Below are 16352 nucleotides of genomic sequence, written 5' to 3' on the forward strand. Positions count from 1 at the left end.
CTGAAGCAGTTGGTAGTCAATATAATGGGTTTGCTTGTGGTACATTTGGAACTATAGGGGTTTATTCTTTTAATGGGAATAAAATTATCACATCTGGGGGAGGAGGAGCTATTATTTCCAACGATACCAACATAATCCAAAAAGCGGCTCATTTATCTACCCAAGCAAGAGAAGATTTGCCCTATTACCAACATCTTGAAATTGGTTTTAATTATAAGATGAATAATTTAACCGCTGCAATAGGGTTGGCCCAGCTAGAACAATTGGATGAACTTGTTTCTAAAAGAAGAAAAATCAATAGTATTTATAGGGAGTTGTTTTCAAAAATACCTGGGATTTCTTTTCAAGAAGAAAATGAATCAAGTCGATCAAACTATTGGTTGACCACAATTCTATTTAATAAGGAATTATCAGGCTTAAAAAATGATAAAATTCGATTATTGCTGCTTGAAAATGGGATAGAAACAAGGTTTTTATGGAAGCCTCTTCATCTTCAGCCAATATTTAAAGAAGCTCCTTTTTATGGAGGTGAATTTGCTCAGAACATGTTTGAAACAGGTCTATGCCTTCCAAGCTCATCTAATCTTACCTATTTCCAACAAGAAGAAATTGTTGAATTAATTGAAAGAGAGATTCAAAAAATTTATAAGTAAGTGATTTATAGGAAGTTCATTAAAAGACCATTAGATTTTGTAATATCTTTTTTGATGCTACTTTTTCTTTCTCCAATTTTTCTGTCCTTGTTTATAATATTAAGTCTACATCTAAAATCTTTGCCTTTTTTTATACAGCCTAGACCGGGTAAAAAAGGAAAAATATTCTATATCTTGAAATTTAAGACTATGCTAGAAAGTTATGATCAGCAAGGTCTATTATTACCGGACGATCAAAGGATTACGGGATTAGGGAAATTCATAAGAAAAAGTTCTTTGGATGAAATACCTCAATTAATTAATGTTCTGAAGGGAGAAATGAGCATGGTAGGACCGAGACCTTTATTAAGAGAGTATCTTTCTTTGTATTCTGAAGAGCAAAGTAAAAGGCATGAGTTAAAACCAGGTGTTACAGGTTGGGCCCAGATCAATGGAAGAAATAAAATTTCATGGGAGCAAAAGTTTAAGTATGATGTTTGGTATATTGATAATTGCAGTTTATTTCTTGATATTAAAATTCTTTTCGGAACCTTTTTTAATGTTTTATCTGGAAAAGGGATTTCTCAAGAAGGACATGTAAGTGCAAAAAAGTTTACGGGGAATTCAACTGAAAACCTTACTAATCAATCCATTTTATAGATTTTTTTAAACGATTTAATATAAATATACTAATCGAATTTTTTCATTCTTTCAAAGAGCCTTTTTAATTATTTGAAAAACACAAAATTTTATTGGATTAATTCGATAATTACCTAAGTTCCTTTGGGTGTTACTTAAATTATTTGATAAAATATGATATCTTTGCTTTTCAGTTTAATTAAGTTTGTAATTAAATAGTGTCCATTTGACTGAATTTCTACTATGAATTTTTTGACTAGGTTAAAAATCCTTCCCAGATGGATCATAGCTACGCTTGACTCTTTTATTTTATTTCAATGTGCACTTTTTGGGTATTTGGTCCGGTTCAATTTTGAATTGTCTCTGATTGAGCAAAATGATGCTTTTGCAGGTTCTTTCACATTCATGGTTGGTGGTTTACTTGTCATGCAAAATACTCGCAGTTATGAAGGGATTGTCCGTCATACGGGTTTTAGAGATGGCTCTAACATTTTCAAAACAGTAATAATTAACTTTGTATTATTCCTGTTCTTAAATTTTTTCCATGGTAATTTTCTGAATGATAGATTCCTATTACCTACCTCAGTTTTAATCATTGCAAGCTTATCAGCCATGTTCATGCTGATCTTTTACAGATTATTGGTAAAAGAGCTATTTGTATATCTAAAGAATGGCATCACAGAACGTGAAATGAAAAATGGAGTCATTTTTGGTGCCGGTGAAGCTGGAATCATTGCTCAAGAAGCTATAAAAAGAGATAGTAAAAGTCTTTTTAATACGGTTGCATTTTTAGATGACGATCCTAAAAAAGATGGTAAGAATATCGATGGCAAAAGGATTTATAAAGGTCTACTTGAGTTAGAAAGACTTGTCAAGCAACATAATATTACAGAATTAATTATTGCTGTTAGAGACCTTACAGTACAACGAAAGAATGAAATTATTGATGAATGTCTTCGGTTAAACGTATCAGTTTCTATTGTTCCTCCGGTAGATCAATGGATCAATGGCGGTCTTACTGCCGGTGCTATTCGTGAAATAAAAATCGAGGATCTTTTAAGTAGGGAACAAATTAGATTAGATAATCCCAGAATACAGGAAGACTTGATCGGTAAAGTGGTTTTAGTTACTGGAGCTGCTGGTTCTATTGGTTCAGAATTGTGTAGACAAATCTCCCATTACGATCCAAAGCTTTTGATTTTGCTAGATATTGCAGAATCAGCCTTATACGATATTGAACAAGAATTTAAAGAGAACTGGCCTCATTGTAAAATAAAGATAATTTTAGGTGATGTAAGGAACAAGAAAAAAATGAAGGAGGTTTTTAGGAATTTAAAGCCTCAAGTCGTTTTTCATGCTGCTGCATATAAACATGTTCCTATGATGGAAAACTATCCTGAGGAGGCAGTTCATGCTAATGTTATCGGAACAAAAATTTTAGCGGATTTATCGGTGCTATCTCAAGTTGACAAGTTTGTTTTTGTATCTACAGATAAGGCTGTTAACCCAACCAATGTAATGGGAGCAAGTAAAAGAACTGCAGAAATGTATGTTCAGGCGCTGAATGAGTATCTTGAAAGAAATCATAAAAAATATCACACAAAGTTTATAACTACTCGTTTTGGTAATGTTTTGGGATCTAATGGTTCCGTTATTCCACTTTTTAAGAAACAGATATTGCATGGTGGACCTATTACTGTAACACATCCCGATATTACACGATACTTTATGACAATTCCTGAAGCATGTCAGTTGGTTTTGGAAGCTGGAGTGATGGGAGAAGGTGGGGAGATTTATGTTTTCGATATGGGTCGCCCTGTTAAGATTTTGGATTTAGCAAAGAAGATGGTTCAGCTATCCGGTAAAAAAGTAGATGAAGACATTAAAATAGTTTTTTCTGGTTTAAGAGAAGGAGAAAAATTATATGAGGAGCTCTTGAATGACTTTGAAACTGTGAAGATAACTCACCATCCAAAAATAAAAATAGCACAAGTGGCACCTGCTGCATACCATAAAATTGACGGTCAGATAGAACTTTTTATGGATCTAATCGGAAAGAATTCCGAAAACGATCTAGTTAGCCATCTCAAAGTCATTGTACCAGAGTTTATTTCTAATTCTTCAAGATTTGAAGTTTTGGATAGGTTGAACTAAGATCCGAAAAAATTGAAATTTAATTTCTTGGGACTCCAGATGAAAATCTGGAGTTTTTGATTTAATAAGGGTTTCAGATCTTAAAATATGAATGTTAGTTAATACTTTTTTGAATATCTATCTTTGTTACTCTTTAGGGATAAAAACCTTACTATGAAAAAAGAACTCCATTTACAGCTTTCACCGGAAGAAGCTTATGATCCGGAATTGTTTAAAGCCACAGTTCTAAAAAACGCAGGAATCAGTTTTACAACTCCCGAGGTTTTCGTGAGGCAAGTCAAGAGATCTATTGATGCGAGAGGCAGAAAAGTTAAAGTAAATGTTCAGTCTGAGATTTTTATCAAGGAGCAACCAAATTCATTAATTGAAAATATTCCCACTTATGGGAATATCAGTAATGCTGATCCTATCGTAATTGTAGGTGCAGGTCCTGCAGGACTTTTTGCTGCGTTAAGAGCTATAGAATTGGGGGTGAAACCAATTATTCTTGAAAGAGGAAAAGATGTTAGAGCTAGAAGAAGGGATTTGGCAGCAATTACAAAACATCATCTTGTTAATCCTGACTCTAATTATTGTTTTGGTGAAGGAGGTGCCGGAACTTATTCTGATGGAAAGCTTTATACAAGATCAAAAAAGAGGGGAGATATTCGAAGGATTATGGAGATTTTGGTTGCCCACGGTGCAACTGAAGAAATACTGGTAGATGCTCACCCTCATATAGGCACCAACAAGTTGCCGAAACTTGTTGCAGATCTTAGGAATACGATCCTGGAATCAGGCGGGGAGATTCATTTTGACTGTAGAGTTGAAGACTTTATTTTGGAAGGAAACGAGATTAAAGGAGTAATTACGAATAATGGGGAGAAAATAAAGGGTCTAGGCGTAATTCTGGCAACAGGACATTCTGCTAGGGATATTTTTGAATTACTTCAAAGAAGAAATATTTTTATTGAAGCTAAACCTTTTGCTTTAGGAGTTAGGATTGAACACAGCCAAAAACTAATTGATAGAATCCAATATCATTGCGAAATAGATAGAGGTCCATACTTACCTGCTTCTTCTTATTCTTTGGTTACACAAACCAATTTTAAAGGAATACAGAGAGGAGTTTTTAGCTTTTGTATGTGCCCAGGAGGTTATATAGTGCCTTCAGCTACCGCTCCTGGAGAGTTGGTGGTAAACGGAATGAGCCCAAGCAGGAGGGATAGTAAATTTGCGAATTCAGGGATTGTTGTAGCAGTTGAATTAGAAGATTTACCAGAGTTTCAAAAATATGGTCCTTTGGCAGCAATGCACTTTCAGGCTGAAATAGAAAAAAGAGCTTGGGAAATGGGAGGAAAAACCCAAGTGGCTCCAGCTCAGAAAATGGTGGATTTTGTTGAGAAAAAAAACAGTACCTCACTTTTGGACACTTCTTACCAGCCGGGATTGGAATCAGTTGAAATGAGGGAAGTTTTACCAGGTTTTATATCTGAAAGACTAGCAATGGCTTTTAAAGTATTTGGCCAGAAAATGAGAGGATATTACACCAATGATTCACAATTAATCGGTGTTGAAAGTAGAACTTCTTCACCCGTGAGGATTCCTAGAGATAAAGAAAGCTTTGAACATATTCAAATCAAAAGGCTTTATCCTTGCGGAGAAGGTGCCGGGTATGCAGGAGGTATTGTATCGGCAGCAATGGATGGGGAAAGATGTGCTGAGAAATTAATAGCAGCATACATCAATAAATAATCGAATCCTTCCAATACTTGTCAATAGCTGACTTTAATTTACTATCCTATTTTCATTTTCTTATTTTGCATGATGGAATATGCCATTGTAGATATAGAAACCACGGGAGGGACCGCATCAAATTGTGGCATAACTGAAATTGCAATCCTGATTCATGATGGTGAAAAAATCTTGGAAGAATTTGAATCTTTGATTAATCCGGAACAAGTCATACCAAGTTACATTACAGGCTTGACTGGAATTGATAATTCAATGATTCAAAATGCACCAACTTTTTATGAATTAGCAGATAAGTTATGGGAATTACTACATGGGAGAGTCTTTGTAGCTCATTCTGTAAATTTTGATTACGGATTTTTGAGAGAATCTTTTAAAAAAGTAAATAAGGAATTTAAAGCAGACAAATTATGCACTGTTAGACTTGCTAGAAAAATAATTCCCGGATTGAGTTCTTATAGTCTTGGTAGAATATGTGAAACTAGAAATATTCCGATCTATGCAAGACATAGAGCAATGGGCGATGCTAGAGCTACTTCAATTCTTTTTGATCAAATGATCAAGGAAAGGCCAGATATGGTTACTGCTTCCTTAAAAAAGAATTCAGGAGAGTCATTTTTACCCCCAAACTTTTCTCTTTCCAAATACAGGGAAATTCCAGAGAAATGTGGTGTTTATTATATGTTGAATGATCGAGGAAAAGTAATCTATGTAGGAAAAGCAATAAACATTAAAGAACGTTTTAAAAATCATTTCTCGGGAAATTTACTTCCTGGATTAAAGCAAAAACTCAAAGCTGAAATTGTAGATTTAAAATGGGAAATCACAGGATCAGAATTGATGGCTTTATTATTTGAGGCTCTGGAAATCAAACGATTATGGCCAAAATATAACTCAGCCCTCAAGCTTCCCAAGACCCTTTGGGGATTGTTTCATTATGAAGATAATTCTGGATATTCCAGATTTCAAATAGCGAAGGTTACAAAACATTTAAAGCCTTTCGAAACCTTTTTATCCTCTGATGAAGCAATTGCTTTTTTAAAAGATGGAATCGAAAGTTTTGAACTATGCCCAAGGCTTTGCGGACTTCGAAAAGCTACTTGTAAAAAAGGTGAACCCATTAGCTGCCAAGATTACTGCAACTCAGATCTGAAACCTGAAATATATAATATGAAAGCTGTGGCATTTTTAGATAGGATTAAAGAAAGCCAAAAGGAGATTTTATTGACTCTTCCAGGCAAAGGGCCAAATGATATTGCAGCTTGTGTTTTTGAAAGAGGAATATTAAAAAGTTATGGGTTTTTTGAAGAAAATGTTGGTACAGAATCGATCCTTCAAAACCAAAATCCTGTACCTAGGGTACCAGAAACCTATTATATACTCAAACAATTTATACCGCTACTTAAACCTAATCAAATTCAAGTATTAGATTCAGTTTCTTGATTTTTGGAATTTTATATTTTCCCAGTCTTCTGGTAATACGCTATAATAAATAGTATCTCTTCTTCTCCCTTTCACCATTAAAGTATGACTGCGGAGTACCCCTTCTTCTATTGCTCCCAATTTAAGTAAAGCATGTCTTGCGGAAAGATTCAGAACATCAGTTTTGAATTCAACTCTTTCAAGTCCCAATTTTTCAAAACAATATTCTAACATTAAATATTTCATGTTTTGATTTATTCCAGTTCCATGAAAATCCTTCCCAAGCCAAGTCCATCCAATTTCAAGCCGCTGATCCCTGGGTGAAAAATTACCAAAGGCAGTAGAGCCAGCAACTCTCTCCGAAGTTTTATCAATAACTGTAAATTGATTTCTCTCATGAACTAAAGCTGGTTTTGCCCAATTAGAAAAACCTTCATTAGTTTGAAGATCATGAGTAAACCAAGTCCACATTTCGCTATCCTTGCATAGACTTTGAAGCAAAGGAAAGTCCTGCTTAATAAAAGGTCTAAGCAGGACTTTATCATTTTCTAGAATTAGATTTTTTTCAATCATTTATCCTAGTACTTCTTTAATTGCATTATTATAAAGGGCTACTTCTTCAATTGTTCCAGTAGATATCCTGCACCAGTCATTCAAAGGAGGAAATGGCCTTCCTATGATAAAGCCCTTATCAGCCATTTGCTTGTTCAATTCAACAATATCCCGTCCTGTATGGAAAAATACAAAGTTTGTATGTGATTCTAGGTATGAGAGTTTGAGCTCATCCAAGGTATTTGTAATCATCTTTTTTGCTTCTTTGGCCTTATTAACAGAAAAATCATAAAAGGCTGAATCTTTTAAGGCAGCTTTTCCTGCTTCAATCGCCATGATATTTGTATTTGCCACTACGCGGTCAGAAAGCTTAGCGGCCAATTCAGGTCTGGCTATTAAATATCCTAACCGGATACCCGCAAGTCCATAAACTTTTGAAAAGGTTTTTGAAACGATAACGTCTTTCCCTTGCTTTACGAACTCAACCATGGAAGGATAATTAGGCTCTGTGATATAGTCGTAATAAGCCTCATCGGAAAAAACGATTGCTTTTTTACTTACTGTTTCGCAAAAATCTCGAACTCTATCAGCAGGAAGTAATTTTCCTGTCGGATTGTTTGGGTTACAAAGAAACACAAGTCTTGTATTATAGGATACCCTTTTTTCGATTTCATCAAGGTCAAAATCATGATCTTTTGTCAAAGGAACCCAGTTGATATCAGTACCCCATAGCTCTGCATAATCCATCATGGATAAAAATGTTGGAGCACATGATATTATTTCTCCTCCTTGTCCAAATGTAATTCCTGTGATTTTTAGACCTTCTGTAGATCCAGCTACCATTACAATATGATCTTCAGGAACTCCTTCTTTTGCAGCAATCATTTTTACTAAATCAGAATTATAGCTCCAAGGGTATCTGCAGCCTAAGTCAAAACCACCAGCCATTGCTTTCCTTACAGATTCAGAGGGTCCATAGGGGTTTTCATTTGATCCCAACCTAATTGGACCTGCTAAAGGGCGCGGGTTGAATTTTCTTATTTCTTCAGCTGATAGTGAGGTGGTAATTCCTGCTCCTCCAAGTAGTGCAAAACTACTACCTAAGGCTGTCTTTTTTAGCCATGATCTTCTTGATAATCCTGTCATATTTTTAAGGTTTATTTATTAATAATTTAAATACATAAACAATACATTATAAATTTTACATTTTCTTAGCTGCTTTATTAAAATAAGTTTTCTTGATGAAAATTCCCTTAAAATAAAATTTTCTATTTTAAATAAGAAATCAACAAAATTATTTTTTAAATTAATGGGAAGCACAATTTACCCTAAACCCAAAACATTATGAAAAAGGTTATAATATTCTTCATTTTTAGCTTATTGATAGCAACTGGTATTCGGGCTCAACAAGCTCAATATATGGTATTCGATTTTATTAAAGTTGAAAACGATCAAATTTTTGATTACATCGAATTTAAAGATTTAATGGAAAAAGTCTATAGACAGGCTTTAAATGATAATAAGATCAAAGGTTGGGATTTCTGGGCTTTGCAATCCGGCGCGGATCAAAGTGCTTTCCAATACATTATGATAACTTATTATAATGATCCTGTAAATATGATGAATGGAATGGATGAATCTACTATGATGGATTACACCAAAATTGCATACCCTCATTTAAACGATGCTCAAGTAGCTAATTTATTTCAAAATGCTTTAGCCATAAAAGACACTCCCATGAGGCTATATATGAGGGAAATTGTCTCAACCGATGATGATTTTCAAATGAAACCAGGAGTTTTGGCATCATTTGATTTGATGAAAGCCAATGAGGGTAATTTCGATCAATATGAAAATGCTGAAATGCAAGTGTTTAGACCAATTCATCAAAAAAGAATTGAACAAGGAATGATGGGGCACTGGAGCTTTCTCCGTACAGCCCTACCTTTAGGTTCGGAAGCTAAGTCAACTCATTTAACCATGAATATGTATAAAGACTATATGCAGTTCTTTAATGCACAGGCCTACGAAGACATGGACCAAACCGAAGAGCAACAAAATGCAGTCAATGCTGGTTTGAATTCAAGAGATCAAAAATGGGTCTATTTGGCAACCCTAGAAAATATAGTGAGATAGTCCGGTTTGACTTTTCGCTAAGAGGCTTCAGATTGAAGCCTCTTTTTTTTTGAAAAAAACTTAAATAAGAGTATTCCCATTAAAGGGCCTACGAAAAGTAACGAAAGCATTCGATCTATTTCTATCCAATTCAATAAAAACTGACCAAATTGTATGCTTAATATACTTATCCCAAAGCCCAAACTGTTGACGAGTGTCAAGGCTGTACCTCTATATTCTGAAGGGACTGATTGAGAAACTAGAGTTGAGAATTGTGGGGAATCTGCTGTTATTAAAATCCCCCAAATCAAGAGAAATACTATCCATAAGAGATTTGGAAGAAAAGCTACAACTAAAAGAAGAATACAACAGATACCAGATCCAGTTAATGAAATTAGGGCTACTTTTTCACTGCCTACTTTTGAAGAAATTATTCCCCCGTAAGCACAGGAAAGTCCACCAATTGCTATGACTGAAAATGATAATAATGAAATTTGATTAGCTGAAAAACCGCCTTTTGATAAATAAGAAATTATGACTGGTACGAATGCCCAAAAAGTATACAACTCCCACATATGACCAAAATATCCGGACGCTGCGCTTTTCAATCCATTTATTTTACTTAGTTGGGGAAGAAGTTTTAATTCGAATTTTGGATTTAATTTTCTATATGGCCCATCTGGCACCAAAAAACCTATAATAGTACCTCCAAGAATTGCTAAAGTAGAGGTGATCCAAAATATAATTTTCCATGAAATCTGAAGCCCCAAACCATTAATTAGATGGGGAAATGCTGTTCCTAAGACTAAAGCTCCAACCAAAAAACCTAAGGCAGAACCAAGGCCTTTTTCAAAATAATCAGAAGCTATTTTCATTCCAACAGGATAGATTCCTGCCAGGAAAAAGCCTACCAAAAACCTAAAGGAAAGAATAAACTCCAATTTAAAAGGAAGAATTACAATAAATATGTTGGCAGAAGCTGCTAAAATGGCACTGAAGAAAAAAACATCTCCCGGTGAAAACCTATCTGGAATGGCAAAAAAAGCATAAAAAAATGTACCAATAATAAAACCAAATTGTACAGCCGATGTAATAGAGGCAATTAACTCAGGTTCACCTAAAATTGCTCCTATTTCTGAAGCTACCGCATTCCCGGCAAACCAAAGTGAAGTGCCCAGAAATTGAGCAATAACGATCAAAATCAGGGCACTTCTACTTGAAATCATTTTCATGAAGCACCGATAATGGATTTGATCTGAGTGATTTCAGCAGGTCCAAATTCAGTGTTTTTTATGGCAGCAACATTGTCGTCTAGCTGCTCAGGTTTTGAAACACCCACTAATACGGATGTAATTCTTGGATCTTTCAAAAGCCAAGCAATAGCCATTTGAGCTAGACTTTGATCTCTTGTTTGAGCAATGTCGTTAAGCTTTCGAATCATCTCTATTTTTTCTGAGGATATCTGGTCGGCTTTTAGATACCTGCCATCTTTGGCTGCTCGCGAATCCTTTGGAATTCCCTTAAGGTATTTATCAGTTAACATTCCTTGCTCCAAAGGAGAAAATGCGATACCTCCAATGCCCTTTTCTTCAATAGCGTCTAAAAGACCATTTTCTACCCATCTATCCAGCATGCTGTATCTCGGTTGATGAATCAAAAGAGGAGTTCCCATTCTTTTTAAGATGTCATAAGCTTTAATCGTATCCTCAGCACTATATTGAGAGATTCCTACATATAAGGCTTTTCCTTGCTTGACTATCTGATCTAAAGCTCCCATAGTCTCTTCCAGTGGAGTTTCTGGGTCAGGTCTATGATGGTAAAAGATATCTACGTAATCGATGCCCATTCTCTTTAAACTCTGATCTAAGCTGGCGATCAAATATTTTTTAGACCCAAAATTTCCATAAGGCCCAGGCCACATATCCCAACCTGCTTTACTTGAAATCAAAAGTTCATCTCTATATCCTACGAAATCCTTTCGAAATATTCTTCCAAAGTTTTCTTCGGCAGATCCGTATGGAGGGCCATAATTATTTGCTAAATCAAAATGGGTGATTCCCAAGTCAAAAGCTCTTCTCAGAATTTTTCTACCAAGTGTGAAATCTGAATTGTGCCCAAAGTTATGCCAAAGGCCTAAACTTATCTCGGGTAATTTCAATCCACTTTTTCCACATTTTCGGAATTTCATGTTGTCATAGCGTTCAGCAGCAGCATGATAAGGCAATAATGGATCGTGGTCGTTAATTTTCATGGGAATGTATTAGGTTATTCAAGGATTTAAGAAAAGTAAACAGTTGCCAAAATAATAGAAATCAACCCTAAAACCATCAAAAGAAGGAAGCTTTTCCAGATATATGAAAACCAATCTTTATAGTTAACGCCAACAGCTGCAATCACTGCCATTAATCCTCCATTTGTCGGAGTAATCAAATCCATTAATCCTGCGGGGAATTGATAACTCATGACCGCTACTAGTCTGGAAATTCCTAAAAGGTCTGTTAATGGAGCTGTAATTGGAGTGGTAAGTACTGCTTGCCCGGAAGTACTCGGAACCGGGATATGAATAAGTGCTTGGGAAAGGAACATTCCAAAAGCCGCAGCATAGGTGGGCAATGTCTGCAATGGTTCAAATAAGGATTGAATTAGTGGGTCAATACTTGATGATTGGTTTAAAACGAAATAAATGCTTCTTGCAAGCCCAACAATTACACCGGCAAAAATCATTTCTGAAAAACCTTCTGAATAAGTTTTGGCGGTACCATTAACTCCCAGTTTACCTATTAAGCCACAAGTGATTCCAACAACAAAAAATAATCCTGACATTTCATTGTAGTCCCAGTCATGTTTTGCTATTCCCCATCCCATTACTAAAATCCCCAAAGTCATAATTAGCAAAATAACTTTATGTCTTGTTGAAATAGTTACAGGTTTAAAATCTGGAATATCTATTTGGTCATTTCTATTCTTTCCGGTTTTAATATGGAAGATTATCCAAATAAGAACTACAACAAGTAAAGTGATCCCACGGAATATTAATCCATAATTAAAATCAACTTCTGCAATTTTAGAAGACAATAATCCTCCAAATGGGTTAATAGGAGAGAAGGAGCTCCCAACCATGGCGCAGCCTAATGTCAAGGCTACAATTGACCTTTGATCATAATGAAGTTTTTTGGAAAGTAGAATTAAAATGGGAGCCATGGCAATCAATTCTTCTTGCATGGCAATTGTGGCCCCGCAAATGCTAAAAATTATTCCGATTAAAAACAATAATAAAAAATGACTTTTCCGAAAGGTGTAGATCAACGATTCGATTCCTACTTGTAAGGCTCCTGTTTTTTCGATAACATAAAATGCTCCCCCTATTAAAAGAATTAGAACTAAAATGTCAGCTCCTTCTACAAGTCCTTCAGGAATTGATAAAACTATTTCATTGATACTTGTATTTTGATCCTCTACAGTATGGAAACTGCCAGGTATGACAACTTCTCTTCCTGTTTTTTCATCAAAGCGCCTTTCGTATTCTCCAGATTGGATAAAATAAGTAAAGATTCCCGATAGAATCACGAAAATTAACATGATGATCAAAGGATGCGGAAAGGTCTTTTTCATATGTTACTTTAATTTGAAGCTGGTAAAACTTGAAGTATCTGGCTCATGATATTTTTTCTAAATCCTTTGGTATCCCTTGCATTGGAAAAAAGAATCAATCCTGTTTTTTTTTGTGGAGAAAAAAGTAACAAAGAACTATAACCCGCTTGACCTCCAAAATGACCTAGCCATGATTCATCATCAATACGAATTTCCTGAAAACCCATTGGAGCCCCAATCTTAGTTGGATTGAGCCATTTTAATTCATTTTTAAAAATCCCCATATCACCTCTTAGGAGATGTATTAGGAAAAGATTCATTTCCTCAATAGAGGTAATGAGTCCAGAAGAGGGGGAGGGAAGTCTGTCAAATTCCAGTTTTTTGGGTTCAATTCTTTTCCAAACGAAAGTTTCCTGATATCCAGTCATCGAATTATTATTTTCCGGCCACTCAGTAGCAAAATCTGAATTTACCATTCCAGCCGGGATAAGAATATTGTCTTTCAAGTAAGATTCAAATGGAATATTTGCGGATTTTTGAAGTAAATAACCCAACAAATCAAAATTAATATCTGAATATTCAAAAAATACTGAATCAGGTTTAGTGTAGTTGGAATTCCATATTTCCTCCCCAAATTCAGATAAGGAGACATTGGATCTTGAGTTAGTGATTTTTTCTATTAATCCCGGATTTTTGATTCCGGATGTATGAGTTAACAGGTTTTCTATTTTAAGTTGATCGAGGTCTGATTTAGGATCACTTGATGATTTTATCATTGAAATTAAATCCTTCGAAACTATTCCTTTTGAGGACCAATATTTTGCTGCCGCAATAGCCGTAAAAATCTTTGAAATAGAAGCACTTGGAAATTGACTGTTTATAGAGAATGAATCTAAAGGCTCTAAACTTTGAAATCCAAACGAATTCTGATAAATAATTTTCCCATCTTTTACAATCCCCAATCCTATACCGGGTAAAGTATATTCAGTAATCGACTTTTGAACTATAGAATCAATTTTGTCTGAAATTAATTGGGAGGTTTTTACCTGAACAACTTTTATTTTGGGATAACTATTCCACCAATCAAGAAAAAGAAAAAGTATGAACCAAATCCCAAGGACTGTTAGAAAAATATTCAGTTTCTTTTTCATCATCAGCTCCTCAATTTCATATAATTAAAGATTTATGATATGAATAGAATCAAAATATAGAACAACATTTTTCAATCTTTTCCGAGATGTATAAATTAAAATTTATTTTTTTTCCAAATATGAAAAGTCACAATCTAAACTTTTTCTATCCCATTTTGAGACTTTACAGGCGGCCTCGTAACTGCTTTGCAAAAATAATTTAAGTTTTTCTGGAGGGTTTTCAGAATTTTGAACATCCATATATTTCAACATAAATTCACCCATTTCCTCATTCCAAAATGATTCACTGGGCAATATTTTTTGATTTTTGAATTCAGGATCATTTGGATAGATGTATGCATAAAACACAGGTGTTGGAAAAGCAACACTACCTGGCCAAAACCCAAAGCTACATACTTCATGTGAATAAGCTTCTTGCATGACCTTAAGTGGCATATTTGGCATTTCTCCCTGAAAATCTGGAGCTTTTCTCCCTGAAAATCTGGTATATGCTAAATCGAATGAACCCCAAAAAAAATGAATGGGACTGTGTTTTCCGGTAAATTTACTTCTAAAATTTATAAATACATTTTGTGTTTGAACCAATACTTTCCAAAAGGTTTGAGCCTGATTCGCCTGATATGGGATTCTTTTTGTGTTCTTTAGGAAAGGAATCGCTCCATGTATTTCGTTTGGCTTTCCGTGAATTTTCACGGCAATTCCTAAGAACTTAAGCTTTTCCATCAACATTTCATAAAAACTGGCCACTGTTTGACCTCCTAGTGGGAACCTATCTCTTGTTCCAGAACTAGTTTTTATTTTCAATTCATGATGATTGAAATCAAACATGATCTCGAATAATCCATTCTCGTAAGGAATATTGCCTGTTGTTAATCCCTGGTGGTCAACGTATAATGAAACGTGCCAAGAATGATTCTGCCAAGGAGATTTTTTGAGTCTTACCTTTCCTACTATTTGTGTCCACTGATGAAGTAATGTAATTGTATCTTTACAATCATCATATTGAAAAACTGGCCATGTTGACTTTTTAGATGCCATAGTAAAAATTTTTATTCAAGATATGAATTTGCAAAATTGGACTGCTATAATTCTCCTAAAATAATACTTTCTAAAAGCTTCAATCCATCACTCGCTCTTTTTTCTATAAAAAACATATCCTCTGATAAATGGTAATCTGGTCTTTGTAGATCCACGATAAACTTTTTAGCATTACTTGGAACATAATTTATTAGCCCAGCAGCAGGATAGACTTGCAAAGAAGTGCCAACTACCAAAAAGTAATCAGCTATTCCGGCATATTGAATCGATTCATCCATTTTTGGAACTGGTTCCCCAAACCAAACTATATGTGGTCTAAGTTGGCTTCCTAGTTCACAGAACTCTCCTTCTTTTATTTCCCATCCTTGAATGGGATAAGTCAATTCTGGATTTATGCTACTTTGGGCTTTTGATAATTCTCCATGTAAGTGAATTACGTGGGAAGATCCCGCTCTTTCATGTAAGTCATCTACATTCTGAGTAATGATGGTCACATCCACACGTTCTTCTAATCTCGCCAATATTTTATGTGCCAGATTAGGTTGGCATTCCTGAGCTTGTTTTCTTCTTTTGTTATAGAATTCTTGAACCAATTTTTGGTTTTTTCTCCATCCTTCCGGTGATGCAACTTCTAGAATATCATGGTTTTCCCATAAACCATTGCTGTCTCTAAAAGTCTTTATCCCACTTTCTTGGGAAATACCAGCACCTGATAAAACCACTAATTTCTTTCTCTTCATTGTTAAGCTCTACTAATTATGTAGCTCTAAATTAATATGTATTATCAGAATATTATTGATTGGTAGTAATGATAGGAACATAATCATTGGGCATTAAGTCACCAACTCTTTCCCAAGCCATATATCCCTCTACCAATAAACCAAATGGATCATCAGCTGTGCCACTAAAAAATATTTCCAATTCAGGAACATTGATATATACCTTGGAAATTTGATTTTTTGAATTTGAATTACCTGATGTCGTTCCAGGATATTCCCTAGCCATTGACTCTTTGGTATAGGTAATTTGAAATTGATCTTTGAATTTTAAAAATACTCGACCTTCTGTATTCCTGACTAAAAGGGTTTCGGGATTAAGTTCCACTTCCTCAACTTTTTCTATTTCATCTTCAAGATTTGATTTAGATAAAATATTTATTTGAATAGAATCTCGGGCCATTTGGCTTTTACTACTTTTGAAAAGCATACTTGCCTCTTCAAATTGTTTCTTAGTAGGTTTTTCTGGATTCGGAATTCTTTTAATCCGCTTAATAATGAACCCTTCTTCCATTGAAATTCCTTGGTATAATGAATGAATGAAATGCTGC

At 34.9% G+C, this 16352-nt stretch carries 15 protein-coding genes; 6 read left to right on the top strand and 9 right to left on the bottom strand.

The annotated features are described in order from the left end of the window. The 5 genes from Q0L68_RS07235 to Q0L68_RS07255 all read left to right on the top strand — a co-directional run. On the top strand, nt 1-653 hold a 653-nt coding region (locus Q0L68_RS07235), incomplete at its 5' end, for a DegT/DnrJ/EryC1/StrS family aminotransferase (RefSeq protein WP_296701226.1). Further along, entirely contained in the window at nt 654-1292 is a 639-nt protein-coding gene (locus tag Q0L68_RS07240; protein WP_366938363.1) for a sugar transferase, read from the top strand. 222 nt (nt 1293-1514) lie between these two features. Further along, a complete protein-coding gene (locus Q0L68_RS07245; RefSeq protein ID WP_296701228.1) occupies nt 1515-3425 on the top strand; it encodes a nucleoside-diphosphate sugar epimerase/dehydratase in 1911 nt (636 codons plus the stop codon). Nucleotides 3426-3578: 153 nt separating this feature from the next. Further along, nucleotides 3579-5159 carry an NAD(P)/FAD-dependent oxidoreductase gene (locus Q0L68_RS07250; RefSeq protein ID WP_296701230.1) on the top strand — a complete coding sequence of 527 codons (1581 nt, stop codon included), beginning with the start codon at nt 3579-3581 and terminating at the stop codon, nt 5157-5159. 69 nt (nt 5160-5228) lie between these two features. Continuing rightward, entirely contained in the window at nt 5229-6599 is a 1371-nt protein-coding gene (locus Q0L68_RS07255) for an exonuclease domain-containing protein (RefSeq protein WP_296701232.1), read from the top strand. Here the strand turns inward: Q0L68_RS07255 and Q0L68_RS07260 are convergent. Further along, on the bottom strand, nt 6588-7151 hold the full coding sequence (locus Q0L68_RS07260; protein ID WP_296701234.1) for a GNAT family protein: 564 nt from the start codon (nt 7149-7151) through the stop codon (nt 6588-6590). The two genes, Q0L68_RS07255 and Q0L68_RS07260, sit on opposite strands and share 12 nt — an antisense overlap. Then, complete coding sequence (locus Q0L68_RS07265; protein WP_296701236.1) at nt 7152-8276, bottom strand: histidinol-phosphate transaminase; 1125 nt, start codon at nt 8274-8276, stop codon at nt 7152-7154. Between the two features lie 198 nt (nt 8277-8474). Here Q0L68_RS07265 and Q0L68_RS07270 point away from each other — a divergent pair, with 198 nt between their 5' ends. Continuing rightward, complete coding sequence (locus Q0L68_RS07270) at nt 8475-9266, top strand: hypothetical protein (RefSeq protein ID WP_296701238.1); 792 nt, start codon at nt 8475-8477, stop codon at nt 9264-9266. A 17-nt stretch (nt 9267-9283) separates the two neighbouring features. Here Q0L68_RS07270 and Q0L68_RS07275 read toward each other — a convergent pair whose 3' ends face one another. The 7 genes from Q0L68_RS07275 to Q0L68_RS07305 form a co-directional block, all read right to left on the bottom strand. Continuing rightward, on the bottom strand, nt 9284-10477 hold the full coding sequence (locus Q0L68_RS07275; RefSeq protein ID WP_296701240.1) for an MFS transporter: 1194 nt from the start codon (nt 10475-10477) through the stop codon (nt 9284-9286). Continuing rightward, complete coding sequence (mgrA, locus tag Q0L68_RS07280; protein ID WP_296701242.1) at nt 10474-11496, bottom strand: L-glyceraldehyde 3-phosphate reductase; 1023 nt, start codon at nt 11494-11496, stop codon at nt 10474-10476. The genes Q0L68_RS07275 and mgrA overlap by 4 nt, the downstream gene beginning before the upstream one ends. Before the next feature lie 26 nt (nt 11497-11522). Continuing rightward, entirely contained in the window at nt 11523-12857 is a 1335-nt protein-coding gene (locus tag Q0L68_RS07285) for a YfcC family protein (protein WP_296701244.1), read from the bottom strand. Between the two features lie 8 nt (nt 12858-12865). Beyond that, on the bottom strand, nt 12866-13987 hold the full coding sequence (locus Q0L68_RS07290; protein ID WP_296701246.1) for a serine hydrolase: 1122 nt from the start codon (nt 13985-13987) through the stop codon (nt 12866-12868). A 102-nt stretch (nt 13988-14089) separates the two neighbouring features. Continuing rightward, entirely contained in the window at nt 14090-15025 is a 936-nt protein-coding gene (locus Q0L68_RS07295; RefSeq protein WP_296701248.1) for a DUF5996 family protein, read from the bottom strand. A gap of 44 nt (nt 15026-15069) precedes the next feature. Further along, nucleotides 15070-15765: a Sir2 family NAD-dependent protein deacetylase gene (locus Q0L68_RS07300; RefSeq protein ID WP_296701250.1), complete on the bottom strand. Its 696-nt coding sequence runs from the start codon at nt 15763-15765 to the stop codon at nt 15070-15072. Between the two features lie 52 nt (nt 15766-15817). Continuing rightward, a partial coding sequence (locus Q0L68_RS07305) for a hypothetical protein (RefSeq protein ID WP_296701252.1) occupies nt 15818-16352 on the bottom strand: 535 nt, incomplete at its 5' end.

This window comes from Algoriphagus sp. (assembly GCF_024642405.1).
Classification (GTDB): Bacteria; Bacteroidota; Bacteroidia; order Cytophagales; family Cyclobacteriaceae; genus Algoriphagus.

Bases quoted from the DNA above. Each gene is read 5' to 3' on its own strand.
- Q0L68_RS07245 (WP_296701228.1), top strand. From the start codon at position 1,515: ATGAATTTTTTGACTAGGTTAAAAATCCTTCCCAGATGGATCATAGCT.
- Q0L68_RS07250 (WP_296701230.1), top strand. From the start codon at position 3,579: ATGAAAAAAGAACTCCATTTACAGCTTTCACCGGAAGAAGCTTATGAT.
- Q0L68_RS07255 (WP_296701232.1), top strand. From the start codon at position 5,229: ATGATGGAATATGCCATTGTAGATATAGAAACCACGGGAGGGACCGCA.
- Q0L68_RS07260 (WP_296701234.1), bottom strand. From the start codon at position 7,151: ATGATTGAAAAAAATCTAATTCTAGAAAATGATAAAGTCCTGCTTAGA.
- Q0L68_RS07265 (WP_296701236.1), bottom strand. From the start codon at position 8,276: ATGACAGGATTATCAAGAAGATCATGGCTAAAAAAGACAGCCTTAGGT.
- Q0L68_RS07270 (WP_296701238.1), top strand. From the start codon at position 8,475: ATGAAAAAGGTTATAATATTCTTCATTTTTAGCTTATTGATAGCAACT.
- Q0L68_RS07275 (WP_296701240.1), bottom strand. From the start codon at position 10,477: ATGAAAATGATTTCAAGTAGAAGTGCCCTGATTTTGATCGTTATTGCT.
- mgrA (WP_296701242.1), bottom strand. From the start codon at position 11,496: ATGAAAATTAACGACCACGATCCATTATTGCCTTATCATGCTGCTGCT.
- Q0L68_RS07285 (WP_296701244.1), bottom strand. From the start codon at position 12,857: ATGAAAAAGACCTTTCCGCATCCTTTGATCATCATGTTAATTTTCGTG.
- Q0L68_RS07290 (WP_296701246.1), bottom strand. From the start codon at position 13,987: ATGAAAAAGAAACTGAATATTTTTCTAACAGTCCTTGGGATTTGGTTC.
- Q0L68_RS07295 (WP_296701248.1), bottom strand. From the start codon at position 15,025: ATGGCATCTAAAAAGTCAACATGGCCAGTTTTTCAATATGATGATTGT.
- Q0L68_RS07300 (WP_296701250.1), bottom strand. From the start codon at position 15,765: ATGAAGAGAAAGAAATTAGTGGTTTTATCAGGTGCTGGTATTTCCCAA.